Source organism: Pararhizobium mangrovi (genome assembly GCF_006516965.1).
GTDB classification, from domain to species: domain Bacteria; phylum Pseudomonadota; class Alphaproteobacteria; order Rhizobiales; family Rhizobiaceae; genus Pararhizobium_B; species Pararhizobium_B mangrovi.
This window is the reverse complement of sequence record NZ_VHLH01000010.1, coordinates 39,637-62,909: the sequence shown is the minus strand read 5'-3', so window position 1 is coordinate 62,909 and position 23,273 is coordinate 39,637. Positions and strand designations below refer to the sequence as shown.

20 protein-coding genes and 1 tRNA gene are annotated in these 23,273 nt (G+C 66.6%); 17 read left to right on the top strand and 4 right to left on the bottom strand.

Going from position 1 to position 23,273, the window contains the following annotated elements:
* Window positions 1–8: 8 nt before the first annotated feature.
* From FJU11_RS07195 to FJU11_RS07155, 9 genes are all read left to right on the top strand, one after another.
* On the top strand, window positions 9–656 hold the full coding sequence (locus tag FJU11_RS07195; protein WP_141166358.1) for a class I SAM-dependent methyltransferase: 648 nt from the start codon (window positions 9–11) through the stop codon (window positions 654–656).
* Window positions 653–1,513: a hypothetical protein gene (locus FJU11_RS07190; protein ID WP_141166357.1), complete on the top strand. Its 861-nt coding sequence runs from the start codon at window positions 653–655 to the stop codon at window positions 1,511–1,513. Before FJU11_RS07195 ends, FJU11_RS07190 begins: the two co-directional genes overlap by 4 nt.
* Window positions 1,514–1,865: 352 nt before the next feature.
* On the top strand, window positions 1,866–3,623 hold the full coding sequence (locus FJU11_RS07185) for a glycoside hydrolase family 15 protein (protein ID WP_141166356.1): 1,758 nt from the start codon (window positions 1,866–1,868) through the stop codon (window positions 3,621–3,623).
* Window positions 3,624–3,657: 34 nt separating this feature from the next.
* A complete protein-coding gene (locus FJU11_RS07180; RefSeq protein WP_141166355.1) occupies window positions 3,658–4,674 on the top strand; it encodes an SDR family oxidoreductase in 1,017 nt (338 codons plus the stop codon).
* Window positions 4,671–5,705: a cytochrome ubiquinol oxidase subunit II family protein gene (locus tag FJU11_RS07175; protein WP_141166354.1), complete on the top strand. Its 1,035-nt coding sequence runs from the start codon at window positions 4,671–4,673 to the stop codon at window positions 5,703–5,705. Before FJU11_RS07180 ends, FJU11_RS07175 begins: the two co-directional genes overlap by 4 nt.
* Before the next feature lie 4 nt (window positions 5,706–5,709).
* Window positions 5,710–7,815 (top strand): cbb3-type cytochrome c oxidase subunit I, encoded by a 2,106-nt coding sequence (locus FJU11_RS07170; RefSeq protein WP_235890873.1) that lies wholly within the window; start codon window positions 5,710–5,712, stop codon window positions 7,813–7,815.
* Window positions 7,812–8,438 (top strand): cytochrome c oxidase subunit 3, encoded by a 627-nt coding sequence (locus tag FJU11_RS07165; protein ID WP_141166353.1) that lies wholly within the window; start codon window positions 7,812–7,814, stop codon window positions 8,436–8,438. Before FJU11_RS07170 ends, FJU11_RS07165 begins: the two co-directional genes overlap by 4 nt.
* A complete protein-coding gene (locus FJU11_RS07160; protein WP_235890871.1) occupies window positions 8,435–8,896 on the top strand; it encodes a cytochrome o ubiquinol oxidase subunit IV in 462 nt (153 codons plus the stop codon). Before FJU11_RS07165 ends, FJU11_RS07160 begins: the two co-directional genes overlap by 4 nt.
* Window positions 8,897–9,012: 116 nt before the next feature.
* Window positions 9,013–9,088 (top strand) — tRNA-Lys (locus tag FJU11_RS07155).
* Window positions 9,089–9,155: 67 nt separating this feature from the next.
* Here FJU11_RS07155 and FJU11_RS07150 read toward each other — a convergent pair.
* Complete coding sequence (locus tag FJU11_RS07150; RefSeq protein ID WP_141166352.1) at window positions 9,156–10,145, bottom strand: polyprenyl synthetase family protein; 990 nt, start codon at window positions 10,143–10,145, stop codon at window positions 9,156–9,158.
* Window positions 10,146–10,296: 151 nt separating this feature from the next.
* On the opposite strand from FJU11_RS07150, the gene FJU11_RS07145 reads away from it, so the two are divergent.
* From FJU11_RS07145 to bchO, 3 genes are read left to right on the top strand one after another with little or no spacing between them, the layout of a single operon-like run.
* Window positions 10,297–11,235 (top strand): ATP-binding protein, encoded by a 939-nt coding sequence (locus tag FJU11_RS07145; protein WP_141166351.1) that lies wholly within the window; start codon window positions 10,297–10,299, stop codon window positions 11,233–11,235.
* Window positions 11,232–13,067 carry a magnesium chelatase subunit D gene (locus tag FJU11_RS07140; protein WP_141166350.1) on the top strand — a complete coding sequence of 612 codons (1,836 nt, stop codon included), beginning with the start codon at window positions 11,232–11,234 and terminating at the stop codon, window positions 13,065–13,067. Before FJU11_RS07145 ends, FJU11_RS07140 begins: the two co-directional genes overlap by 4 nt.
* Complete coding sequence (bchO, locus tag FJU11_RS07135; protein ID WP_141166349.1) at window positions 13,064–13,936, top strand: alpha/beta fold hydrolase BchO; 873 nt, start codon at window positions 13,064–13,066, stop codon at window positions 13,934–13,936. Before FJU11_RS07140 ends, bchO begins: the two co-directional genes overlap by 4 nt.
* Window positions 13,937–13,943: 7 nt before the next feature.
* On the opposite strand, the gene FJU11_RS07130 is transcribed toward bchO, so the two are convergent.
* The 3 genes from FJU11_RS07130 to crtD form a co-directional block, all read right to left on the bottom strand.
* Window positions 13,944–14,423 (bottom strand): TspO/MBR family protein, encoded by a 480-nt coding sequence (locus tag FJU11_RS07130; protein ID WP_141166348.1) that lies wholly within the window; start codon window positions 14,421–14,423, stop codon window positions 13,944–13,946.
* A gap of 133 nt (window positions 14,424–14,556) precedes the next feature.
* The gene (locus tag FJU11_RS07125) at window positions 14,557–15,396 is read right to left on the bottom strand and encodes a hydratase (protein WP_181408082.1); all 840 of its coding nucleotides are present in this window, start codon (window positions 15,394–15,396) and stop codon (window positions 14,557–14,559) included.
* Window positions 15,397–15,416: 20 nt separating this feature from the next.
* A complete protein-coding gene (gene crtD, locus FJU11_RS07120) occupies window positions 15,417–16,967 on the bottom strand; it encodes a 1-hydroxycarotenoid 3,4-desaturase CrtD (protein WP_141166347.1) in 1,551 nt (516 codons plus the stop codon).
* 162 nt (window positions 16,968–17,129) lie between these two features.
* On the opposite strand from crtD, the gene FJU11_RS07115 reads away from it, so the two are divergent.
* The 5 genes from FJU11_RS07115 (at window position 17,130) to bchZ (ending at window position 23,212) form a co-directional block, all read left to right on the top strand.
* Complete coding sequence (locus FJU11_RS07115; RefSeq protein ID WP_235890870.1) at window positions 17,130–18,197, top strand: acetylserotonin O-methyltransferase; 1,068 nt, start codon at window positions 17,130–17,132, stop codon at window positions 18,195–18,197.
* A 96-nt stretch (window positions 18,198–18,293) separates the two neighbouring features.
* Complete coding sequence (gene bchC / locus FJU11_RS07110) at window positions 18,294–19,232, top strand: chlorophyll synthesis pathway protein BchC (protein ID WP_141166345.1); 939 nt, start codon at window positions 18,294–18,296, stop codon at window positions 19,230–19,232.
* Window positions 19,229–20,191: a chlorophyllide a reductase iron protein subunit X gene (locus FJU11_RS07105; RefSeq protein ID WP_141166344.1), complete on the top strand. Its 963-nt coding sequence runs from the start codon at window positions 19,229–19,231 to the stop codon at window positions 20,189–20,191. Before bchC ends, FJU11_RS07105 begins: the two co-directional genes overlap by 4 nt.
* A gap of 10 nt (window positions 20,192–20,201) precedes the next feature.
* Window positions 20,202–21,764: a chlorophyllide a reductase subunit Y gene (bchY, locus tag FJU11_RS07100; protein WP_141166343.1), complete on the top strand. Its 1,563-nt coding sequence runs from the start codon at window positions 20,202–20,204 to the stop codon at window positions 21,762–21,764.
* Window positions 21,764–23,212: a chlorophyllide a reductase subunit Z gene (gene bchZ, locus FJU11_RS07095; RefSeq protein WP_141166342.1), complete on the top strand. Its 1,449-nt coding sequence runs from the start codon at window positions 21,764–21,766 to the stop codon at window positions 23,210–23,212. The genes bchY and bchZ overlap by 1 nt, the downstream gene beginning before the upstream one ends.
* Window positions 23,213–23,273 lie beyond the last annotated feature (61 nt).

Sequence of the window (23,273 nt, the reverse complement as noted above, 5' to 3'; positions counted from 1 at the left end):
GAGATGACATGAAGGTTGCCGGCGGCTTGGCGGAAAACGGCGTTATCATTGGCAATACGTTCGACAAGTACGGCTCTTCCAACCGGATCGTGCGCCATATGGTGGATGGTTTCACCCGCACCCTGAACGGTTGGGTCGACGCGCTTTCACCCGAAAGCATTCACGAGGTGGGATGCGGGGAAGGATACTGGGTCGTTCAATGGGCCGGCCGGGGCATTGCCGCCCGTGGCAGCGATTTCTCCTCGCAGGTCATCCGGATGGCGCGTGACAACGCCGTCAGGAACGGCCTCTCCCCTGACCTGTTCGAAGTCCGCAGCATCTACGACGTCGCATCCGGACGCGACGAGGCAGAACTCGTCGTATGCTGTGAAGTGTTCGAACATATCGAGGACCCGGAAGCGGCCCTAAAAGCCTTGCAGCGGATCGTCGGACGCGACCTCATCCTCAGCGTTCCACGCGAGCCGTTGTGGCGTGCGCTGAACCTCGCACGTGGGCGCTATGTCGCGAACCTCGGCAATACGCCCGGTCACATCCAGCATTGGTCCAGGGCAAAGATCGTCTCGCTCGTCGGCCGGTATTTCGATGTCGTCGAGGTTGCCTCGCCGCTTCCATGGACGATGCTTCGCTGCACGAAGAAGGCGACGCCGGCTGCGTGAACCTTCCGGTATCCAAAGTCTGGCTCGTTCGGCTCGGCACGCTGATCGGGCTCGCCGGCATCGTCTTCGTCGGCTTCAAGCTCTACGCCTATTCGAGCCACATCCAGACCGAGCATCTGCGACCGGGCACCTATGTCGCGATCGCCGTGCTCGCCATCGTCTATGCGCTTGCAGACACGCTGCTCGCGGCCGCATGGCTAAACCTCCTTCGCCATCTCGATCTCACGGTCGGCGTGCGCTGGTCGTTCTGGGCCTACGCGACGTCGCAGCTCGCAAAATACGTGCCGGGCAACGTCTTCCAGTTCGCCGGGCGCCAGGTGATCGGTGTCGGCGCCGGGCTGCCGAACCGGCCTCTCGGCAAGTCCATCCTCTACGAACTGGCGCTGCTGTGCTTTGCGGCCTGCCATTTCGCCCCCCTGATCGCGCCGCTGTTCCTCCCCGCGCTCGGTATCAGTCCGGCGATCGCGGTTTTCATCGCCCTCGCCGCGATCAGCGCGACGGCGATCGCCCGGGTCCTGAGCCCGTTCGCCGCGCGGGCATTCCTGCTCTATCTCGGCTTCCTGTTCGTCTCGGGCGCGCTCTTCGCGCTGGTCGCCGGTTTCACGGGGCTCGATATCGCCTCGTTCTCGCCGTTTCTCGTTGCGGTCAGCGCTTACGTGGCGGCCTGGATGATCGGACTGGTGACGCCCGGCGCGCCTGCGGGGCTCGGGGTTCGCGAAGCGGTCCTCATCTTTCTGCTACCCGACTTCGGCACCGAGGCGAGCATCGTCGTCGCGGTGCTGCTCTCGCGCATCGTTACCGTGCTCGGCGATACGTTCTTCTACCTTTCGGGCCACTTCATCCGGCCGCGCTCCTGATCGGGGCCGCAGCATTCGGCTTGAGCCGATGCGAAAGCGGCCATGTGCAAGGCAGTTTCGATCTCGACCCGCCCACCGGCGACGCGGCGTTTTGAAGCGTCGGACCTGGTGAACTTCGCGCAGAACCGGGGCGTTCCGTCGACGCTTACAGAACGGGTGTCATGAAACCGATCGCGTCTTCAGAGCTGGAACGGTCTTTTCGTTTGCAACGCCTTCCTATCTTCAACGGCAGGTGGTCTCGTCTTCGCAATGCCGATCGTTGCCGCTTCACCGTGCGTCGCCGATCGTACCGTTGCACCACACGGGGATGGCGAGGCAGCCCGACCGACGCGATAAAGGATCGACGCGCCGCATGACGACACCGCTTGAAAACCTCGCCATGATCGGCGACGGCGAGACCGTCGCCCTCATCTCTTCCGCTGGCTCGATCGAATGGCTGTGCCTTCCCCGCTTCGATTCCGCGGCGTGCTGCGCGCGACTGGTCGGCAACACCGACCACGGCCACTGGACGATCGGGCCCGAGGCCGAGATCAGCGGCTGCGAACAGCGCTATCAGGACGACACCCTCATCCTCGAGACCGATATGCACTGCGCGGACGGCGCGATCCGCGTGACGGACTTCATGCCGGTGCGCGACCATTGCCCGCTCATCGTACGCATCGTCGAGGGTCTCGATGGAACGGTCCCGACCGTGCTGACCGGCAAGTTTCGGTTCGACTATGGCCGCATGCCGCCATGGATCACGCTCGGCGATAAATCGGCGACCATGCATGTTGGCCCGGACAAGCTCGTCCTGTGCGGGCTCGGCGAGGTCGAGCACGTCGACGGAACGCTGACGAGCCGCTTCGAGGTGAAGAAGGGCGAACGCCACGTCTTCACGCTCGGCTACTCCGCCGCCCACGAGGAGGCGCCCGAACCGCCGGACGCCGACAAGGCGTTGAAGGAAACGCGCCAATACTGGGAGGAGTGGATCTCGCGCTTCGATCGGCCGGTCCCCTACGAGCGCGAAGTGCGCCGATCGCTGCTCATCCTCAAGGCGTTGATCCACCGGCCGACCGGCGGCCTCGTCGCGGCGGCCACCACCTCGCTGCCGGAACGTCCGGGCGGCGAACTGAACTGGGACTACCGCTATTGCTGGCTTCGCGATGCGGCCTTCACGCTCCATGCCTTGATCGCCTGCGGTTATCTCGAGGAGGCGACAGCCTGGCGAGACTGGATCCTGCGTGCCGTCGGCGGCGCGGAAGACAAGATGCAGATCATGTACCGCGTCGACGGCTCGCGCCGGCTCGACGAAGCGGTGCTCGATTGGCTGCCGGGCTATCGCTTCTCCAAGCCGGTGCGCATCGGCAACGCGGCCGCCGGCCAGTTCCAGCTCGATGTCTTCGGCGAGATGCTGAACATGCTCCACACCTCCGAGCAGGCGGGCATGGAACGCACCGAACAGGGGCTGCGGCTGGAACGATCGATCATCGACCAGCTCGAAAGCGCCTGGAAGGAGCCCGATCACGGCATCTGGGAGGATCGCGGCAAGCCTCGCCACTATGTCGCCTCCAAGGTCATGGCCTGGGTCGCCTTCGACCGGTTCCTCAAGGGAAGCGGCTGCGAGCAGCTCTCGCGGAAGGAACACGCGCGGCTGACGGCGGTGCGCGACCGGCTGCACGAGGTGATCTGCATCGAAGGCTACAGTTCCGGGCTGAACAGCTTCACCTCCTATTTCGGCGGCCAGACCATCGACGCCTCGCTGCTTCTGCTGCCGATGATGGGCTTCCTGCCGATGAGCGACGAGCGCATGGCGGGTACCGTCGCGAGAATCGAGAACCGCCTTCTGGTCGACGGGCTGGTGCGCCGGCACGAGAGCGAATCGGTCTCACCGGAAGGCGCCTTTCTTGCCTGCGGCTTCTGGCTCGCCGAATGCCAGCTCATGGACGACCGTCGCGAAGACGCCGCGCGCATGATCGAGCGGACCATCGCCGTCGCGAGCCCGCTCGGGCTGCTGTCGGAAGAGTACGATCCTGCCTGCAAGCGGCTCAACGGCAATTTTCCACAGGCACTGAGCCATCTGGCGCTCATCAGCGCGGTGCTGGCGCTCGACGCCCATGACCGGCGATGAACGGGCACGCGGAACGAAACAGGAGCGAACGAAAATGCCGAACCTAGCCCGTACGCGGAAGACCGTCGTCGTCACCGGCGCCTCGGCAGGGGTCGGCCGTGCGACCGTGGAGCGTTTCGCCCGAGAAGGGTGGCAGATCGGCATGATCGCGCGCGACGAGGAACGCCTCGCCTCGCTCGCGGACTTCGTCGCCTCGTGCGGCGGCACGGCGCTCGCCTGCCCTGCCGACGTCGCCGACGCCGACGCGATCGAAGCGGCGGCCGACAGGATCGAGGCGGCTTTCGGGCCGATCGACGTTTGGGTCAACGTCGCGATGGCGACGATCTTCGCCCCGGTGGCCGATCTGACGCCGGCCGAGTTCAAGCGTGCGACCGAGGTGAGCTATCTCGGCTTCGTCTACGGCACGATGAGCGCGCTGAAGCGCATGAAGCCGCGCGACCACGGCACCATCGTCCAGGTCGGTTCGGGGCTCGCCTATCGTTCGGTGCCGCTGCAATCGCCCTATTGCGGCGCCAAGCACGCCATCATCGGCTTCACCGATTCGCTGCGTTCGGAACTCATCCACGACCGCAGCCGCGTGAAGGTCGGCGTCGTGCATCTGCCGGGAGTGAACACGCCGCAGTTTTCGTGGGGCCGCAACAAGCTCGGCAAGCAGCCGAAGCCGGTGCCGCCGATCTACCAGCCGGAAGTGCCGGCGGAAGCGATCTACACCATGGCGCTTCGCCCGCGCCGCGAGATCTGGCTGACATGGTCGACCTGGAAGGTGATGCTCGGCCAGATGTTCGCTGCGGAATTTCTCGATCATTACCTCGCCAAGACGGCCTATGAAGGCCAGATGACCGGCGAGGACGCGCCGCAGCGTCCCGGCAATCTCGACCAGACCGTGAAGGGCGATTACGGCAGCCATGGCCGTTTCGACGGCGAGGCCCTTTCCTACAGCAGCGAGCTGAAGTTCGTGAAGCATCCGGTCGCGACCGGCATCGGCGTGTGCGCCGCCGCCTTCGTCGCGTCGGCCGGCCTTCGCGTGCTCGTGCGCGGACTGCGCCGGTGAGCATGCCGACCTTCCGCAGGAGGCCGCACATCGGGCGGCGCGCGATCGGCACCGGCCTGCTCGCAGCCCTTGCCCTTTCGGCAGGCTCCGGGCCCGCCGCGGCAGAAGGCCTGAGCTTTCTCGATCCCCAGGGACCGGTGGCGGCCGCGCAGCGCGACCATTTCTACGCCGTCATCCTTCTCATGCTCGTGGTCGTCGTTCCGGTGCTCATCTTCACGCCGCTCGTGGCCTGGCGGTATCGCTACCGCAACCACGGGGCGCGCTATGCGCCGGACTGGAAATTTTCCTGGCCGCTCGAAGCGCTGATCTGGGGCGTGCCGGTGGCCGTGGTCGTGGTGCTGTCGGTCTGGATATGGCAGGAAACGCACGATCTCGACCCGTACGCGCCGCTTGCCGCCGACAAGTCCCTGCGGGTCGAGGTCATCGGCTACGACTGGAAATGGCTCTTCGTCTATCCCGACCTGCATATCGCGACGATGGGCGTGCTCGGCTTCCCGTCGGATCGCTCGCTCGACATCCGCCTGACTTCGGCGAGCGTCATGCAATCCTTCTTCATTCCCGCTCTCGGAAGCCAGATCTACGCCATGGCAGGCATGCGCACGAAATTGCATTTGAAAGCGAACCGTCCCGGCACCTTTCTCGGTGAGAATACCCAGTACAACGGCAAGGGCTTCCATGATCAGAAGTTCCGCGCCCGCGCCATGACGGCTCGCGGTTTCACGGACTGGGTGAAGCAGGTGCGGGCGAAAGGCGTGCCGCTCGATGCGAAGGCCTACGACGTCGTTCGCGCCAAGGGAGGCCTGACGGACGTTCGCCGGGCTGTCGCCGGTGGATCCATGCCGCCTGGAACCGTCTACTTTACCGACGTATCCGCCGATCTGCTGGCAAACGTCATGCACCAGTTCAACGGCGGCGCCTCGTCAAGCGAGGTGATCGTCTCCGAACGATCGCCGGCGAACGATACCGCCCTGCGATCCGACGCCGGGCACGCCGCATCCGCGACGGGCGAGCCACCCGCACGAGAGGAATGAGCACGTGACGCTGCACCATCTCCTCTTAGGCCGCCTCGACCTGCACGCCCTGCCCTTCTGGACGATGATCGAGCATCCGACGCACGAGACCATCGTCAACGGCACGATCACGACTGCCGCGGCCGGTCTCGAGGTGCTGGCGGCCATCGTCGTCATCGCGCTCGTCACCCGCGCGGGAAAATGGCGCTATCTCTGGAGCGAATGGCTGACGAGCGTCGATCACAAGCGCATCGGCATCATGTATATCGCGCTTTCCTTCGTCATGATGTCGCGTGCGCTGATCGAGGCCGCGCTGATGCGCACGCAGCAGGCCTTCGGGCTCGGCGGTGGTTTCCTCTCGCCGGAGCATTTCGGCGAACTCTTCTCCACCCACGGCACGATCATGATCTTCTTCATGGCGATGCCGTTCCTCACCGGTGTGATCAACTTCGCCATGCCGCTTCAGATCGGCACGCGCGACGTCTCCTTTCCCGTCATGAACTCCGTCAGCCTCGGGCTGACGACGGCCGGGGCGATGATGATCGTCATCTCGCTCGCCCTCGGCAAGTTCTCGACCGGCGGCTGGAGCGGCTACCCACCTTTCACCGAGGCCGCCTTCAACGCCGGCGTCGGGCCGGACTACTGGATCTGGGCGGTGACGCTCTCCTCGCTCGGCACGATGATGTCCGGCATCAACTTCGCGGTGACGATCTACAAGCGAAGGGCGCCGGGCATGACCTTCATGCGCATGCCGCTTTTCACCTGGACCGCGCTGTGCACGGCGATCCTGATGATCTTCGCCATGCCCCCGCTGACCGTCGCCACCGCCATGCTGGCGCTCGACCGCTACCTCGACTTCCACTTCTTCACGAACGGGTCGGGCGGCAACATGATGAACTACGCCAACCTCTTCTGGCTGTTCGGCCATCCGGAGGTCTACATCCTCATCCTGCCGGCCTTCGGCGTCTATTCGGAAATCTTCTCGACCTTTTCCGGCAAGCTCCTCTACGGCTACACCTCGCTTGTGCTCGCGACGATGGCGATCGCCGTCATCTCCTTCGCCGTGTGGCTGCACCACTTCTTCACCATGGGCCAGAACGCGTCCGTCAACGCAGCCTTCGGCATCGCGACGATGCTCGTCGGCATTCCGACCGGCGTGAAGATCTACGACTGGATCCTGACCATGTTCCGCGGGCGTGTGCGCTTCACCGTACCGATCGTCTACGGACTCGGCTTCATGATGCTCTTCGTGCTCGGTGGTCTTTCCGGCATCCTCCTCGCCAACCCGACGCTCGACTATCAGGTGCACAACACGCTCTTTCTCGTCGCGCACTTCCACAACATGCTGATTCCCGGCCTGCTCTTCGGCATGCTCGCCGCCTATCACTACTGGTTCCCGAAGGCCTTCGGCTTCCGCCTCGACGAGCGCTGGGGCATGATCTCCGCCGTCTCGTGGATCGTCGGCTTCATGCTCGCCTTCTTCCCGCTCTACGTGATCGGCGCGATGGGCTTTCCCCGGCGCACCGTCGCCTATTTCGATCCGGTCTACCGCCCGTGGATGCTGATCGCGCTTGCCGGCGCCGCAGTGGTTCTCGTGGCGCTCGCGAGCCTCTTCGTCCAGCTCTTCGTCTCGATCCGCCGGCGCGAGGCGCTGGCCGTGCCGGCCGGCGACCCATGGGACGGCAGCAACCTCGAATGGGCGATCGCCGCCCCGGCACCGGAATACAATTTCTCCGTCATTCCCGACGTCAGCGACCGGAACCCCTTCATGATCGCCAAGCAGAAGGGCGACGCCTATCAGACGCCGGCCGAATTCCAGGACATCACGATGCCGAAGAACAGCCCGCTCGGCATGGCCCTTGCCGTTGCCGGCGGCGCGCTCGCCTTCGGCCTCGTCTGGCACATCTGGTGGCTCGTCGCGCTCTCCTGCCTCGGCGTGCTCGTAGCGATCGTCGGCCAGGGCTTCGCGCGTGATTGCGAGAAAGTCATCCCGGCGGCCGAGGTCCGCCGGCAGCACGAGGCATGGCTGCGTACCGTCGCCGCATCCCGCGCCGTACCGCGCGACCTGGAGGGCGAGCCCGCCAACACCGGGCTCGCCGCCCGCGATCGTTTCTCGCAGGCCGCCGAATGAGCCGCGCGAAGGACGTACGCCATCCAGGCCTTCGCCTGGGAGAGGGACACCCCGACGTCGCCGCGGACGCCGAGGAGATGAACTTCGGCTTCTGGGTCTTCCTAATGAGCGACGCGATCGTCTTCGCCCTGCTCTTCGCCACCTATGCCCGGATGGTCTCGTCGGTGGCAGGCGGACTGGGACCCGAAGCGCTGTTCGATCTGAAGAGCATCACCATCGAGACGGCGGCGCTGCTTGCCAGCAGCTTCACCTTCGGCATGGCCTCGCTGGCACTGAAATATGCGCGCAGCCCTCGCCCGCTCGTCAAATGGCTGTGCGTCACCCTGCTTCTCGCGGCCGTCTTTCTCGGCTTCGAACTGCACGACTTCGCGCACATGATCGCGATGGGCGCCGGGCCTAGCCGGAGCGGCTTCGCCTCGGCCTTCTTCGCTCTCGTTCCCCTTCACGGGCTGCACGTGCTCGCCGGCTGCGTGTGGGCCATCGCGTTGATGGCACAGATCGCGATCCACGGCATCGACAAGGAGGTCAAGCTCGGCGTGCAGCGGCTCGGCCTCTTCTGGCACTTCCTCGACATCGTCTGGGTGGTGATCTTCACCGTCGTCTATCTCGGAGGCCTCGCATGAGCGGCGGGAAGAAGGCCGTCGGCGCCGGTACCCTCGTCCGTCGCCTTGCCATCCTCGTCGTGGCGGCGTTGCTTCCGGCGATGTTCGCACGTCGGCGCACCGGCACTCGGAGCCTTGCAGGCAGCACGGGATCGCACGGCCGACCGGAAGACGAACAGGCCGAATACCGCCGCGAACTGGGCTCCTACGTCCGTGGCGTCTCGCTCGCATTCGTGCTGACGGCGATCCCCTTCGCCCTCGTGCACTGGTCGATGCTTTCCCATGGCTGGCTGCTCGTTGCGATCGGCGTGCTCGCCCTCGTGCAGGTCGTCGTGCATTTTCGCTTCTTCCTGCATATCGATCCGCCGAACCAGCACACCGACGACCTGATGCTGATCCTCTTCACGAGCCTCATCCTGATCGCCATGGCCGGGGGAACGACGTGGATCCTGACGGATCTCGCCGCACGCATGCACTGAACCTTTCGGTGTCATGCGGACGAGCGATACGCCATGGCGAAAAATCGCCGGCCGCTCTGGACAGGTGCCGGCACGCCGGTTATATCCGCGCCTGTGACCGCGATGCGGTTGCGTGTGGGTGTGTAGCTCAGTTGGTAGAGCAGCTGACTCTTAATCAGCGGGTCCACGGTTCGAGCCCGTGCTCACCCACCATTCCTTCCCCGTCTTCAGCCGAATTCGATCGACGAGCGCAGTATCGATTGCGCGCGAATCTGGCGGTTTATCGTGCCGCGGCTTGAATGTCCGGAAGGTCGTTGGCGACCGTCGTACGGCGACCCATGCCCGGCCCGCGAAGCGCTTCGCCGTGTGCCACGATCATGTCGACGAGGTCGCCGAGCCGGCTTTTCGGACCGAAAAGCGTTTCGAGGCACTGCTTCGCTTCGCCAATATGCCCGCGGATCTGGTCTTCCGCAGCCCCGCGCCGGAAGACGGTAACCATCGTCGACTTGCCGGCATCCTGCCCGCAATCCTTGCCCGAAAGGGAAGGCCGTCCGCTCTGGTCGAGAAGGTCGTCCATGAGCTGGAAGGCGAGGCCGAGCGAGCGCGCAAAGCCATCGAGGCGCTCGCGCGTGGCGGCATCGGCCTGGGCGATGAGACCGGCAAAGCCTACCGACACGCGAAAGAGCGATCCCGTCTTCAAGTCGTTCGCGGCTGCGATCGAGGCGCCGTCGCGCGGGCCGCGGCCGCCGCGCAGATCCGCGAACTGGCCCGCGCACAACCCTTGCGCGCCGGTCGCCGAAGCCAACATGCGCACGCAGGCAAGCCGGGTCTGGCACGGCAGCACCTCGATGTCGGCAAGCACTTCGCTCGCGCCGGTGAGAAGCGAAACGGCCGTCAACACCGCGAGATCCTCGCCATGCGCGAGGTGGATCGTCGGGCGGCCCCGGCGCATCGCGGCATCGTCCATGCAGGGCAGATCGTCGAGCACCAGCGAGGCGGCGTGGACGAACTCGATGGCGCTGCCCGCATCGACGGCGCTCGCCGGGTCGGCTCCGAGATCGGCGGTCGCAGCCATGCACATCAGCGGACGAAGGCGTTTCCCACCCGAAAGAAGGGCGTCGCGCATCGCTTCGCCGAGTTCGGGCTGGGCTGCCGGCGCCGCCGGCACGAGTGCGGCGAGCCTCGCCTCGACGAGCGCCTTCGCGGCGGCAAGATCGCCTCTCGATCCGGCACCGGCTTTCATGCCATCCTTGGCGACATGTTCGTTCAAGATCGGCTCCTTTCGCCGGGTCCCTCGCGCGGTCTCGAAGTCCGCGACGCTGTCCCCTGCCCGTCGAAACGGCCACTGCCCGCCAATCGCGGGCACCGCCGGGTGTCAAATCCGTTTGCGCCCTACTGTAAAGCAAGATAGACAATTCGCAATGTCGCAAAGCTATCCGTTCAGCGCCATCGTCGATCAGCCGGAGATGAAGCAGGCCCTGCTGATCGCCGCCGTGGATCGGGGCATCGGCGGCGTCCTCGTCTTCGGCGAACGCGGAACCGGCAAGTCGACGGCCGTGCGCGCACTCGCCCGCGTCCTGCCGGAGGATGAAGACACTGCCGATGGCGGCGTCGTTCCCGTGGTGGACATGCCGCTCGGCGTCACCGAGGATCGGCTCGTCGGCGCGCTCGACATAGAAAAAGCACTGACGAGCGGGGAGAAAAGCTTTCAGCCCGGCCTGCTCGCCAAGGCCGACGGCGGCTTTCTCTACATCGACGAGATCAACCTACTCGAGGATTACCTCGTCGACCTGCTTCTCGATGTCGCGGCATCCGGCGAGAACATCGTCGAGCGCGAGGGGCTGAGCGTGCGCCACTCCGCGAAGTTCGTTCTGGTCGGCAGCGGCAATCCGGAGGAAGGCGAGTTGCGCCCCCAGCTCCTCGACCGCTTCGCGCTGTCCGTCGACACGAAGACGCCGGACTCCATCGAGACGCGCGTGGAAATCGTTCGCCGTCGCGACCGGTTCGACCGGGACCCGGACGCCTTCGTCGAAGAATGGACGGCCGACGAACAGGCGCTCACCAGCCGCATCGCCCGGGCGCGCAGCGAGCTCGCCGCCATCGAAACCCCGGATAGCGCACTGACCGCCGCCGCCCGCCTGTGCGCCTCGCTCGGCACGGACGGATTGCGCGGCGAGCTGACGCTGATCCGCGCCGCGCGTGCGGTCGCCGCGCTCGATGGCGAAACCATGCTGACCGCGCACCATATCGGCCGGGTCGCGCCCGCCGTCCTTCGCCATCGCCTTCGCCGCGACCCCCTCGACGAGACGGGATCGAACGCACGGATCGAACGCGCGCTCGCGGAGCTCGACCTTTCGTGAGCGCGACGACCGACGACAACGCGCATGACGGACCACCGCCGGTCGCCGGAGACGCACTCGCCATCTTCCTTGCCGATCCGCCGCGCACCGGCCTGCACCTGCGCGCGCGGCACGGACCGACGCGCGCCGCCTTTCTCGCCGCCCTTTCGGCATGGGGGACGCAGAACGGCAGGCCGATCGTTCGCGTGCCCGCTGCAGCATCGGAAAGCGCTCTCCTCGGCGGGCTCGACACCGCCGCGACGCTTGCCACCGATCGGGCCGTCTTCACGCAGGGGCTGCTTGCCAGGGCCGATGGCGGAGTTCTCGTCGTCGCCAGCGCCGAGCGGATGACACCGGTCGCCGCGGGCCATATCGCAGCCGCGATCGATGCCGGGACGATCGCGATCGAACGCGACGGCCTCTCCGAAACACGACCGGCGCGCTTTGCGCTCGTGCTCCTCGACGAAGGGGCCGACGCCGAAGAAGCACCACCGGATGCGCTGACCGTTCGTTGTGCCATCCGGCTTGACCTTCCAGAAAACGGCAAGGCGCCGTCCTTCGACCCCGCTCCGGTCTCGGCATCGGCTGCGAACGCCATCGCCGTCGACGACCGGACAATTCGCGAGATTGCCGATCTCGCGGACGGTTTCGGTATCGCCGATCCCCGGCGCCTGCTGCAAGCGCTTGCAGTCGCCCGTCTTTCCGCTGTCCGTCGCGGCCACCCAAGCATCGAGGAGGACGACGTCGCCATGGCCGTGCGTCTGGTTCTCGGCCCCCGCGCATCGCGCATGCCACACTCTGGCGAACGCGACGACGCCGAGCGCCCCAACGGGAACGACGCCGAGGACGGCAGAACGGAGCCCCGCACCGAATCCGATCGGGAACCGGACGGAGCATCTTTCGCCGACCGGCGCGAGGAAAACGACGCGGCTCGCGCGCACAACCAGATGTCGCAGCTTACCGAAATCCTCGTCGAGGCGGCGCGCTCGGCCCTGCCGGACGCGCTTGCCGAAGCCGTGCCGAAGCTCGGGTCCGGCGGCCGCAGCCACGGTACGATCGATGCTCGAAGAAAGCCGCAGCGCACACCCCGACATGGTCGTCCCCTGCCTGCACGCCAGGGCCGGCCCGGCAGCGATGCAAGGCTCGATCTTATCGCGACGTTGCGCGCCGCAGCACCGTGGCAGACGATCCGCCGACGTGAGCGGGCAAAAGAGGAAGCGCGCGATCGGATCCTCGTCCGCCCGTCGGATTTTCGCGTTCGCCGCTTCCGCGCCACGCCGCGCTCGACGATTATCTTCGTCGTCGATGCCTCCGGATCGGCCGCACTCGAACGGCTCGCCGAGGCCAAGGGCGCGGTGGAGCACCTGCTGGCCGGCAGCTATCGCCGGCGCGACCGCGTGGCCCTCGTGACCTTTCGGGGCGAACGTGCGGAGCTCGCGCTGTCGCCGACGCGCTCGCTCGCAAGCGCACGACGCATGCTCGCCGGCCTTCCCGGCGGCGGCGGAACGCCGCTTGCCGCCGCACTCGAAGCCGCCTACGACCTCGCGCGCCGCATCGAACGCGAGGATGAGACGCCTTCCATCGTGCTTCTGACGGACGGCCGCGCCAACATCGCACGCGACGGGACCACCGGCCGGAAGCGTGCCGTTGCCGACGCGGAGACCGTTGCCCGCGTCATCCGGAGCGGTGGCATCACCGCCGCGCTCGTCGACATCTCGGCAAGGCCGCGCCCGGAGGGCCGCTCGATCGCCGCGGCCATGGGTGCACGCTACCTGCCCCTGCCACATGCCGGCGCGCGGGCGATTTCCCGCGCGGTCGAAACACTGCGCACCGGCGAGAGCGAAACGGCATGAGCACGCTCGATTGGCAGGAGGAAGGTCGCGACTGGCCGAACCGCGCGCACAGCCGCTTCGTCGAAGCCGGCGGGGTCGACTGGCACGTCCAGATCATGGGCGAAGGTCCCGTCCTCCTGCTCGTCCACGGTGCCGGCGCCTCCACCCACACATGGCGGGATCTGGCGCCGGTTCTCGCGCGCGACTTCACCGTCGTCGCACCGGATATGCCGGACAACGGCTTTTCCCGCCAGCGTCGGCGCCGACGCCCGACCATCCTCGCCATGGGCGAGCGGCTCGCCGCCCTCCTCCATGCGCTCGACCTCACGCCGCGATATGCGTGCGGCCATTCCGCCGGCGCGGCGATCCTGACGCGCATGGCGCTCGACGGCCGGCTTGCGCCGAAGCGCCTTGCGAGCCTCAACGGCGCGCTCCTGCCCTTTCCCGGTGCTGCCGGCTCGCTGTTTCCCGCGCTGGCGAAAGTCCTCTTTCTGAACCCGGTCGCGCCCCGCTTCTTCGCCTGGCGCGCACGTGACCGTCGCGCCGTCGTCCGACTGATCGAAAGCACCGGCTCGACGATCGACGAGCGCGGCATCACGCTCTACCAGCGCCTCTTTCGTTCGCAGGTTCACGTCGAGGCGACGCTCAGCATGATGGCGAACTGGGATCTGGACACGCTGGCGCGAGACCTGCCGCGTCTCGCGTGCCCGCTGTCGCTCTTCGATGCCGGAAACGACAAGGCGGTCTCGCCGCGGGTCGCCCGTCAGGTCGCCGAACGGGTGATGGATGCGACGCACTTCACCTTCGCCGGCCTCGGCCACCTCATGCACGAGGAAGACCCCGAGCGGATCGCCGGCACGATCCGATCGGCATGGCGCGAAACCGTTTGAGAACCGCTCAGACCTGCGCGAGCATGGCCTGGTTTCGCCGCCAGACGGAGAGGTTGAGCACGGACGCGATCGTCACCCAGACCAGATACGGCACGAGCAGCCAGGCGGCGAGCGCGCTGACGGCGGCAAAGCTCGCGATCGTCGCCGCGATGGCGATCCAGAGCGCGACGACGTCGGCGAAGGCGTAGTCCGCCCGGCCGAGGCCGAAGAAGAGCGCCGACCACGCATAGTTCAGGACGAGCTGCACCACGTAGGCCGTGAATAGGCCGAACGAGAAGCCGGCTTCGCGCCAGGCGAGCCAGCCGCTGATCGCGATGAGCAGGTAGAGCGGTGTCCAGACCGTCGGGAAGACCCATTTGGGCGGCGTCCAGTCCGGCTTGTCGATGCGCTCGTACCAGGGGCCGGGCCGGAAGACCGCTCCGCCGCTTGCGACGAGGAAGACGAGGACAAGGAAGCCGATCAGCACGAGGATCGATGTGAGGGTCATGGGTTTGCTTTCACTACAGATCGGCCGGAGACCGGGCGATATCGAACCGCGTTTCCAGCCCGAAGATAGGGCGTCTCACCCTTCGAATCACGTCGAAAAAATATCCGACGGCCCGTCCGCTTCATATGCGTTTTCAAAAGAAGCGCCGAGGCATGCGCCAGGGCAGCATCTGTCGGGTGATCGGCGAATCGAGACGCGTCAGCGACAGGCTTTCATGGACCGCGTACGCCTTCGTGCCCAGAACCTCCGTCTCGATCAGCGATCGCGCGTAGAACGGCGCGTCTTCCAACGTCTTGACCACGCGCGGCGCGGCTTTCTCGTCACACCGTACCGTCCGTGGCATGCGCCAGACCGGCGAGGCCCGGAGCGACGAGGACGGTTGCGGTATCATCTCCGAGATCGCTTTCGAAGGATCGAACAGGAAGGCGAGCGATTGCGGCAACCCGCCCTTCGGCTCGTGATCGTAGAAGACGACGGTCCGCTCGCCGAGGTCTGCACGGCACCATGTCCACCGATCGAAGCCACGAGAGAGCGGTTCGGACCCGGCATTTGAATCCCAATAGGCCGTGCCGTGCCAAGACGCATGCGGCGCTTCGAGCTCCACGGAAACCTGTGCCCGCGGGGCGATCGGCCGCCAGACATGACAGCCTGCCGGATCGAGCGCGATGCCCGGCCCGACGAGCCGCTCGGGCTTGAGCACCACCCGGCCACGAACGCGTTTCGGGATCGGCGCGCTCATTTCGTCCAGCGAAACCGTCAGCGCTTCGCCGTCCCAGTCCATCCGGCTCGGACCGACGCGCAGGCTTTCGGCACTACGCTCGACGTGACGTGCACCGCGCTCGGTCATCGTCCAGCGCCGCCCCTGGCGTCCGTAGAGGGCGACGTTGATCGCGCAGTGATTCTCCGGCCGCCTGAAACCCGACCAAACGTAATACGGCGAGAAAACGCTGCCGACGAAGCCGATGATCGTCAACGCGTTTTCGCCGTTGTCACTCAGCGCGTCGACATACCACCAGGCATAGCCGCCGGGCGGAACCGGCGCGTCGAAGCGCGGTCCGAAAGGATGCGCTCCGCCGCCAGCCGGCCGGAAAGGGCCGCCATCGGCACCCCCGCTCCCGGATGCGTGCTGCCGCCCGCCAGATAGAGCCCCGGCAGCCGTGTCGTCGTCGCCGGCCGGCGGAACGAGGCCATCGGCCCATGCGAGGCCGGACCGTAGAGTGCCCCGCCCGTGCCCGGAAACCGGCGCGCGTAGCCCGTCGGCGTTGCGATCCGCCGGGCGCTCGTCCAGTCCGGCGTCCCGCCCGTCTGCCCGATCCGCTCGAAGACCTTCTCCAGCCATGGCTCGATCTCCGCACCGTCGTAATTCACCGTATCACCGTTCGCCGGCGCATTGAGTACGAGCAGGAAGGGTTCGGGACCGGGTTCGTTCCCCTTCGGTCGTCCGCCCGCATCACCGCGTGCCTGCGCGCACAAATAGGCCGTCGGCTCGTCCGCCAACCGGCCTTCGTTCAGCATCTGATCGAACTCACGCCGGTAGTCGCTTGAGAACACGACGTTGTGGCGCCCCAGCCAGTCGTTGTTGCATTTGCCGACGAGGGACACCGTCACTGCCGAAAGCGAACGCTCGCCGGGTGCGGTGACGGCGCGCGCGGCCCGGTCGCCGAGGTGTCCGCCGGAAAGCCCGGCCGGATCCGCGTTGCACACGACCGCATCGGCCGAAAGCATCTCCCCACCGGCTAGTCGCACGCCCTCGACGCGTCCTTTCGCCACTGCGATCTCCTCGACCGGCGCGTCGAAGCGCAGGCGAACGCCGGCGTCGCGGCAGGCGCGCGCCAGGCCGCTCGCAAGTGCCGCCATGCCGCCTTCGACGAGGAAGACGCCCGCCTGCTCGACATGGGCGATCAGCACCAGTGTCGACGGCGCGGCGTAGGGCGAGGAACCGCAATAGGTGGCGTATCGGCCGAAAAGCTGACGCAGGCGCGGGTCGGTGAAATGCCGTGCCACCGTGTCGGCAAGCGTCGAATAGGCGTCGAGGCCGGCGAAGGCGGGCATCGACGAGAAGCCGCCACGCATGACGAGCGCCATCGGATTGGCGGGCCGTTCGGCGAACAGGAAGGGCTTTTCGAGCAGACGGTAGACCTCGCCTGCCCGCGCGACGAAGCCACGATATTCCTTCGCGGCCTTCGCGCCGGCGAAATCGCCTATCGCCTCGGCCGAGCGCTCGGGATCGCGGAAGAGATCCAATGTCGAGCCGTCCGGCCAGCGATGGCGAGCCAAGGTCTCGGCCGACACGGCGGTCACGTAGTCGGTGAAGGACAGACCGGCCTCGGCGAAGATGGCTTCGAAGAGCGGCTTCATGGTGAAAACGGTCGGGCCGGTGTCGACGGTCATGCCAGCGAGTTCGACGGTCGCCATCTTGCCGCCGGGACCGCCGTCCTTTTCGACGACGGTGACGGAGCGACCGGCAGCGGCGAGCCGCAGTGCGGCGATCAGGCCACCGACGCCGGCGCCGATGACGACGATCTCGTCCGTTCCGTCCGGCACGCCGCGCTCCTTGCTCTGCCACTTCGACAAGTGTCAAGCTTACAGGACACCGGCGGGCTGACAAGCGCGCCCGACCGTGGCAAGGGCCGACCGTGACGAGGGGCAGCAATGGGCATATCGGGCAAACTGCGAGAACGGCTGCGTTCGCGCCGGGACAGGTGGTTGGCCGATCCGCGCTTTTCCGCCTTCGCCGCACGCTCGCCCTTTCTCCGGCCGATCGTACGCCGCCGCGTGCTCTCGCTCTTCGACCTCGCCGCCGGTTTCGTCTACGCGCAGGTGCTCGCCGCCGTGGTGGAACTCGACCTTCCGGAGCGACTTCGAGACGGTCCGCTTGCACTCACGGACCTGGCGCGTCGCGTCGACCTGCCGCCGGAGCGCATGGCCGTTCTGGTCGAGGCGGCAAGCGCGCTCGGCATTCTCGAGCGGGGCGAATCGGAGAGCGTCCGGCTCGGCCCGCACGGGGCTGCGATGCTTGCCGATCCCGGGATCGCAGCAATGGTGCGACACCATGTCCATCTCTACCGCGACCTTGCCGACCCCGTCGCGCTGCTGCGCGAACCGGAACCGCCGGGCGCACTTTCGAGCTACTGGGCCTATGCCGGACGCCCCGCCGGCGAAGGGCCGGACGTGACGGCCGATACGCGATCCTATACCACGCTCATGGCTCGCTCGCAGGCGATGATCGCCCGCGAGGTTGTCGCCGCCTACCCTTTCGCGCGCCACCGCCACATGCTCGACATCGGCGGCGGCGACGGCACGTTCATCGCCCGTGTCGGCGAAGCGGCGCCGCGCCTTGCCTTCACGCTGTTCGACCTGCCGAACGTCGCCGAACCATCGAAAACGGTGCTTCCCGACGACATCGCCGGACGAACGCACGTGGTTGGTGGCAATTTCACCACCGATCCGCTGCCCAAAGGTGCCGATCTCGTCACGCTCGTTCGCATCCTGCACGACCATGACGACGCGATCGTGCGTACCCTTCTCGCCAGCGTTCACGCTGCGCTGGACGCCGGCGGACGTATTCTCGTCGCCGAGCCCATGGCTGGAACGCGCGGCGCCGAGCGCGTCGCTTCGGCCTATTTCGGCTTCTACCTTCTCGCCATGGGCCAGGGTCGCCCGCGCCGGAAGGAAGAGCTTGCGGACATGCTGAAGGCGGCCGGCTTTCGTCACGTTCGGGAGCACCGGACGAACCTGCCGGCGCTCGTCCGCGTCATCAGCGCACAGCGGTGATCCGACTGTAAAGCCGAATTGACAACCATGACTGTCAGCGTAGGATGACAGTCATCGGCCAGTGCCGGGGTTTTCGCCGTCCGGGGGACACGGACCATGGAATCGACAGCAATCCTTTTCGAGGAACCGGGGCGCATCGCGCTCTCGTCGGTCGCGCTCGCCGCGCCGGGCGAGGCGGACGTGACGGTTGCCGTCGAGGTCTCCGGGATCAGCACCGGCACGGAACGTCTCCTCTTCACGGGCGAGATGCCCGCCTTTCCCGGCATGGGCTACCCGCTGGTGCCGGGCTACGAAGCCGTCGGCCGCATCGTTGAAGCGGGTCCCGCAAGCGGACGTCGCGCCGGCGAGCGCGTCTTCGTGCCAGGCTCCGCCGGCTTTGCGGACGTACGCGGCCTCTTCGGCGCCTCCGCATCCCGTCTCGTCGTGCCGGCCCGTCGCGCCTATGCCGTCGACGAAGCGCTCGGCGCCGATGCGACGCTGATAGCACTCGCGGCAACGGCCTACCACGCGGTCGCCGCCTTCAAGGGCGAAGCGCCGGAACTCGTCGTCGGCCACGGCGTGCTCGGACGGCTCGCCGCGCGCATCGCGACGGCACTCGGCCACCCTGCCCCCACGGTCTGGGAAGCGAATGCCGATCGGCGCACCGGCGGCGACTATTCCGTTATAGCACCGGAAGACGACGACCGACGCGACTACGCCCGCATCCTCGACGTCTCCGGTGATTCCAACGTGCTCGATACGCTGATCGGTCGGATCGCGCGCGGTGGCGAAATCGTACTCGCCGGCTTCTACAAGGACCGGCTCGGCTTTTCCTTCCCGCCGGCCTTCATGCGCGAGGCGCGCCTTGCTGTCGCCGCCGAATGGCAGGAGGCGGACCTTCTCGCCGTCCGTGACCTCGTCGACACCGGCGGGCTTTCGCTCGCAAACCTCGTTACCGGCACCATGCCGGCCGCCGATGCCTCGAACGCCTACCGCACGGCCTTCGAGGATCCCCGATGCCTCAAAATGCTGATCGACTGGAGTGAGCACGCATGAACGCTATCCAGAAGAACATCGAACCCGAATCGACGCCGGAAGACGGCGCGAAGAAGGAAACGCAGATCATCGCGATCTACGGCAAGGGCGGGATCGGCAAGTCGTTCACGCTCGCCAATCTCTCCTACATGATGGCCCAGCAGGGCAAGCGCGTGCTCCTGATTGGCTGCGATCCGAAGTCCGACACGACCTCCCTGCTCTTCGGCGGCAAGGCGTGCCCGACGATCATCCAGACCTCGTCGGAAAAGAAGCTCGCCGGCGAGGAAGTTTCCATCTCTGACGTGTGCTTCAAGCGCGACGGCGTTTTCGCCATGGAACTCGGCGGTCCGGACGTCGGCCGCGGCTGCGGCGGACGCGGCATTATCCACGGCTTCGAACTGCTCGAAAAGCTCGGTTTCCACGATTGGGGCTTCGACTACGTGCTGCTCGATTTCCTCGGCGACGTGGTCTGCGGCGGCTTCGGCCTGCCGATCGCGCGCGACATGTGCCAGAAGGTCATCGTCGTCGGCGCCAACGATTTGCAGTCTCTCTACGTCGCGAACAATGTCTGCTCGGCGGTCGAATATTTCCGCAAGATGGGTGGCAATGTCGGCGTCGCCGGCATGGTGGTGAACAAGGACGACGGCACGGGCGAGGCCGCGGCCTTCGCCGAGAAGGTCGGCATTCCGGTCCTCGCCTCGATCCCCGCCCATGACGACATCCGCCGCAAGAGCGCCAACTACGAGATCATCGGCATTCCGGGCAGCGAATGGGGCCCCCTCTTCGAAGAACTCGGGGAGAACGTCGCCGAGTCCGGTCCGCGTCTGCCCGCATCGCTGACGCAGGACGGGCTGCTCGATCTCTTCGCGGGCAAGGACACCGGCCGCGACTTCGTGCTGCAGCCTGCGAGCCTCGAAGACATGATGGGCCGTCCGATCGAAGAGAAGCCTTCCCTCGAAGTTGTCTACGAAAGCGTTTGAGGCCGGTCTGATGGATTTCGACTTCGACCCGAAGGATCGCGAAGGGGCCGCCGAGACGGCAGCGAACCCGCGCGCCGTCGCCGAAGCGGCCAGCTGCCATGGCCCGAAGGCCGATATCCGTGCGAAGGCCGCGGAAGCCGGCAAGGGCGATATCCTCGAACAGTACGCGAAGGATTATCCGGTCGGTCCGCACGACCAGCCGCAGTCGATGTGCCCGGCATTCGGTTCGCTGCGCGTCGGCCTTCGCATGAAGCGCGTCGCGACCATCCTTTCCGGCTCGGCATGCTGCGTCTACGGGCTGACCTTCACCTCGCATTTCTACGGCGCGCGGCGCACGGTCGGCTACGTACCGTTCGATTCGGAATCGCTCGTCACCGGCAAACTCTACGAGGACATCGTCGAGGCCGTACATCAGACGGCGAAGCCGGCGGATTACGACGCGGTCGTCGTCACCAATCTCTGCGTGCCGACCGCCTCCGGTGTGCCGCTTCGCCTGCTGCCGAAAGAGATCGACGGCGTGCGCATCATCGGCATCGACGTGCCGGGCTTCGGCGTGCCGACCCATGCGGAGGCGAAGGACATCCTCGCCGGCGCGATGCTCGCCTATGCGCGCGAAGAAGTCGCGGCCGGTCCGGTGCCGGCGCCGGCCGGCGGCGTCGAGGAACGGCCGACGGTGACGCTGCTCGGCGAAATGTTCCCGGCCGACCCAATGGTCATCGACCAGCTCTTGAAGCCGATGGGCCTTGCCGCCGGGCCGACGGTTCCGACGCGCGAATGGCGCGAGCTCTATACCGCGCTCGACGGGGCGGCGGTCGCGGCGATCCATCCCTTCTATACGGCGAGCATCCGCGAATTCGAGGCTGCCGGCCGGCCGATCGTCGGCTCCGCGCCCGTCGGCGTCGACGGCACGGCCAAATGGCTGGAAGCGATCGGTGCAGCCTGCGGTGTGGCACCGGACGCGATCGAAGCGGCGAAGGATGCCGCCCTGCCCGCGATCCGCGGTGCACTAGCCGCAACGCCGATCGAAGGCCGCATCACGCTTTCCGGCTACGAAGGCTCGGAACTGATCGTCGCCCGGCTTCTCGTCGAAAGCGGTGCGGACCTTCGCTATGTGGGCACCGCCTGCCCGAAGACGCGCTGGTCCGAGGCCGATCGCGAATGGCTCGAAGCGCGCGGCGTACGCGTCGCCTACCGCGCGTCGCTCGAGCAGGATCTGGCCGCGATGGAAGAGTTCGATCCGGACCTCGCCATCGGCACGACGCCCGTCGTCCAGAAGGCGAAGCAGGCGGGCCGTCCGGCGCTCTACTTCACCAATCTCATTTCGGCGCGCCCGCTGATGGGTGCTGCCGGTGCCGGTTCGCTTGCCGCTGTCATCAACGCCGCGATCGGCTCCAAGCCGCGCTTCGATGCCATGAAGGCCTTCTTCGAGGGTGTCGGCTCCGGCCATGCGGCCGGCGTTTGGGAAGACGTGCCGCAGGACCGCCCGGCTTTCCGCAAGAAGCACGCCGCCAAGGCGCGTCAGCTCGCCGCCAAGGCCGGCAAGGGCGAGAGCGTGACGGGGGACTTCGACTGATGCTCGTCCTCGATCACGACAGAGCCGGCGGATACTGGGGCGCGGTCTACGCCTTTACCGCAATCAAGGGCCTGCAGGTCGTCATCGACGGCCCGGTCGGCTGCGAGAACCTGCCGGTGACCTCCGTCCTGCACTATACGGACGGCCTGCCGCCGCACGAACTGCCGATCACCGTGACCGGTCTTTCGGAAGAAAACCTCGGCCAGACGGGAACCGAGGGCGCGATGAAACGCGCCCATGCGACGCTCGATCCGGACCTTCCTTCCGTCGTCGTCACCGGTTCGATCGCCGAGATGATCGGCGGAGGCGTGACGCCGGAAGGCACGAACCTCAAACGTTTCCTGCCGCGCACGATCGACGAGGACCAGTGGCAGTCGGCCGACCGCGCCATGAAGTGGCTGTGGACGGAGTTTGGCCCGAAGAAGATGCCGACGCGCAAGCCCGCCGAGGGCGACAAGCCGAAGGTCAACATCATCGGCGCCTCCTACGGCATGTTCAATCAGGCGTCCGACCTTGCGGAGATCCGCCGCCTGGTGGAAGGCATCGGTGCCGAGGTGAACATGGTCTTCCCGCTCGGAAGCCACCTTGCCGACATCGCCAAGCTCGCGCAGGCCGACGTGAATGTCTGCCTCTACCGGGAATACGGCCGCGCGCTCTGCGAGGCGCTCGAAAAGCCTTACCTGCAGGCGCCGATCGGCCTTCATTCGACGACGAAGTTCCTGACGACGCTAGGCTCCCTTCTCGACGTCGATCCCGAACCCTTCATCGAGCGCGAGAAGCACACGACGATCAAGCCGCTCTGGGACCTCTGGCGCTCCGTCACGCAGGACTTCTTCGGCACCGCGACCTTCGCGATCTCGGCGAACGAGACCTATACGCGCGGCGTGCGGAATTTCCTCGAAGGCGAACTCGGCTTGCCCTGTACCTTCTCCTTCTCGCGCACCGCCGGCGTGAAGCCGGACAATGCGGCCGTGCGCAAGGCAGTGGCGGAGAAGCCACCGCTCGTGCTCTTCGGCAGCTACAACGAGCGCATGTATCTCGCCGAAAGCGGCGGTCGCGCGATCTACATTCCGGCATCGTTCCCGGGTGCGGTCATCCGCCGGCACACCGGCACGCCCTTCATGGGCTATTCCGGCGCCACGCACCTCGTCCAGCTCGTATGCAACGCGCTCTTCGATGCGCTCTTCGAGATCCTGCCGCTTGCGACGCGCGCCGACAAGGTCGCCGCGACGCCGGCTCGCCGGAATACGCAGCTTCCCTGGGAAGCAGAAGCGCAGGCCCTCTTCGACCGTGCGATCGAAAGCCAGCCGGTCCTCGTGCGCATCTCCGCGGCGAAGGCGCTGCGCGAGGCCGCCGAGGATGCGGCACGCGGCGAAGGCGCTGCGAGCGTGACGCGCAAGCATATCGAGCCGCATTTGCCGGCCACCCTCGAAGAGGTGACGGCATGAACGCGACGCGACACATCGGCCGCCCGTCGAAGGCGGCTCTGGAAGGTACGAACATCGGGAG

Excerpts from the sequence above, each read along its gene's own strand:
- FJU11_RS07195 (WP_141166358.1), top strand. The coding sequence starts at position 9 with ATGAAGGTTGCCGGCGGCTTGGCGGAAAACGGCGTTATCATTGGCAAT.
- FJU11_RS07185 (WP_141166356.1), top strand. The coding sequence starts at position 1,866 with ATGACGACACCGCTTGAAAACCTCGCCATGATCGGCGACGGCGAGACC.
- FJU11_RS07180 (WP_141166355.1), top strand. The coding sequence starts at position 3,658 with ATGCCGAACCTAGCCCGTACGCGGAAGACCGTCGTCGTCACCGGCGCC.
- FJU11_RS07165 (WP_141166353.1), top strand. The coding sequence starts at position 7,812 with ATGAGCCGCGCGAAGGACGTACGCCATCCAGGCCTTCGCCTGGGAGAG.
- FJU11_RS07160 (WP_235890871.1), top strand. The coding sequence starts at position 8,435 with ATGAGCGGCGGGAAGAAGGCCGTCGGCGCCGGTACCCTCGTCCGTCGC.
- FJU11_RS07145 (WP_141166351.1), top strand. The coding sequence starts at position 10,297 with ATGTCGCAAAGCTATCCGTTCAGCGCCATCGTCGATCAGCCGGAGATG.
- bchO (WP_141166349.1), top strand. The coding sequence starts at position 13,064 with ATGAGCACGCTCGATTGGCAGGAGGAAGGTCGCGACTGGCCGAACCGC.
- FJU11_RS07130 (WP_141166348.1), bottom strand. The coding sequence starts at position 14,423 with ATGACCCTCACATCGATCCTCGTGCTGATCGGCTTCCTTGTCCTCGTC.
- bchC (WP_141166345.1), top strand. The coding sequence starts at position 18,294 with ATGGAATCGACAGCAATCCTTTTCGAGGAACCGGGGCGCATCGCGCTC.
- FJU11_RS07105 (WP_141166344.1), top strand. The coding sequence starts at position 19,229 with ATGAACGCTATCCAGAAGAACATCGAACCCGAATCGACGCCGGAAGAC.
- bchY (WP_141166343.1), top strand. The coding sequence starts at position 20,202 with ATGGATTTCGACTTCGACCCGAAGGATCGCGAAGGGGCCGCCGAGACG.
- bchZ (WP_141166342.1), top strand. The coding sequence starts at position 21,764 with ATGCTCGTCCTCGATCACGACAGAGCCGGCGGATACTGGGGCGCGGTC.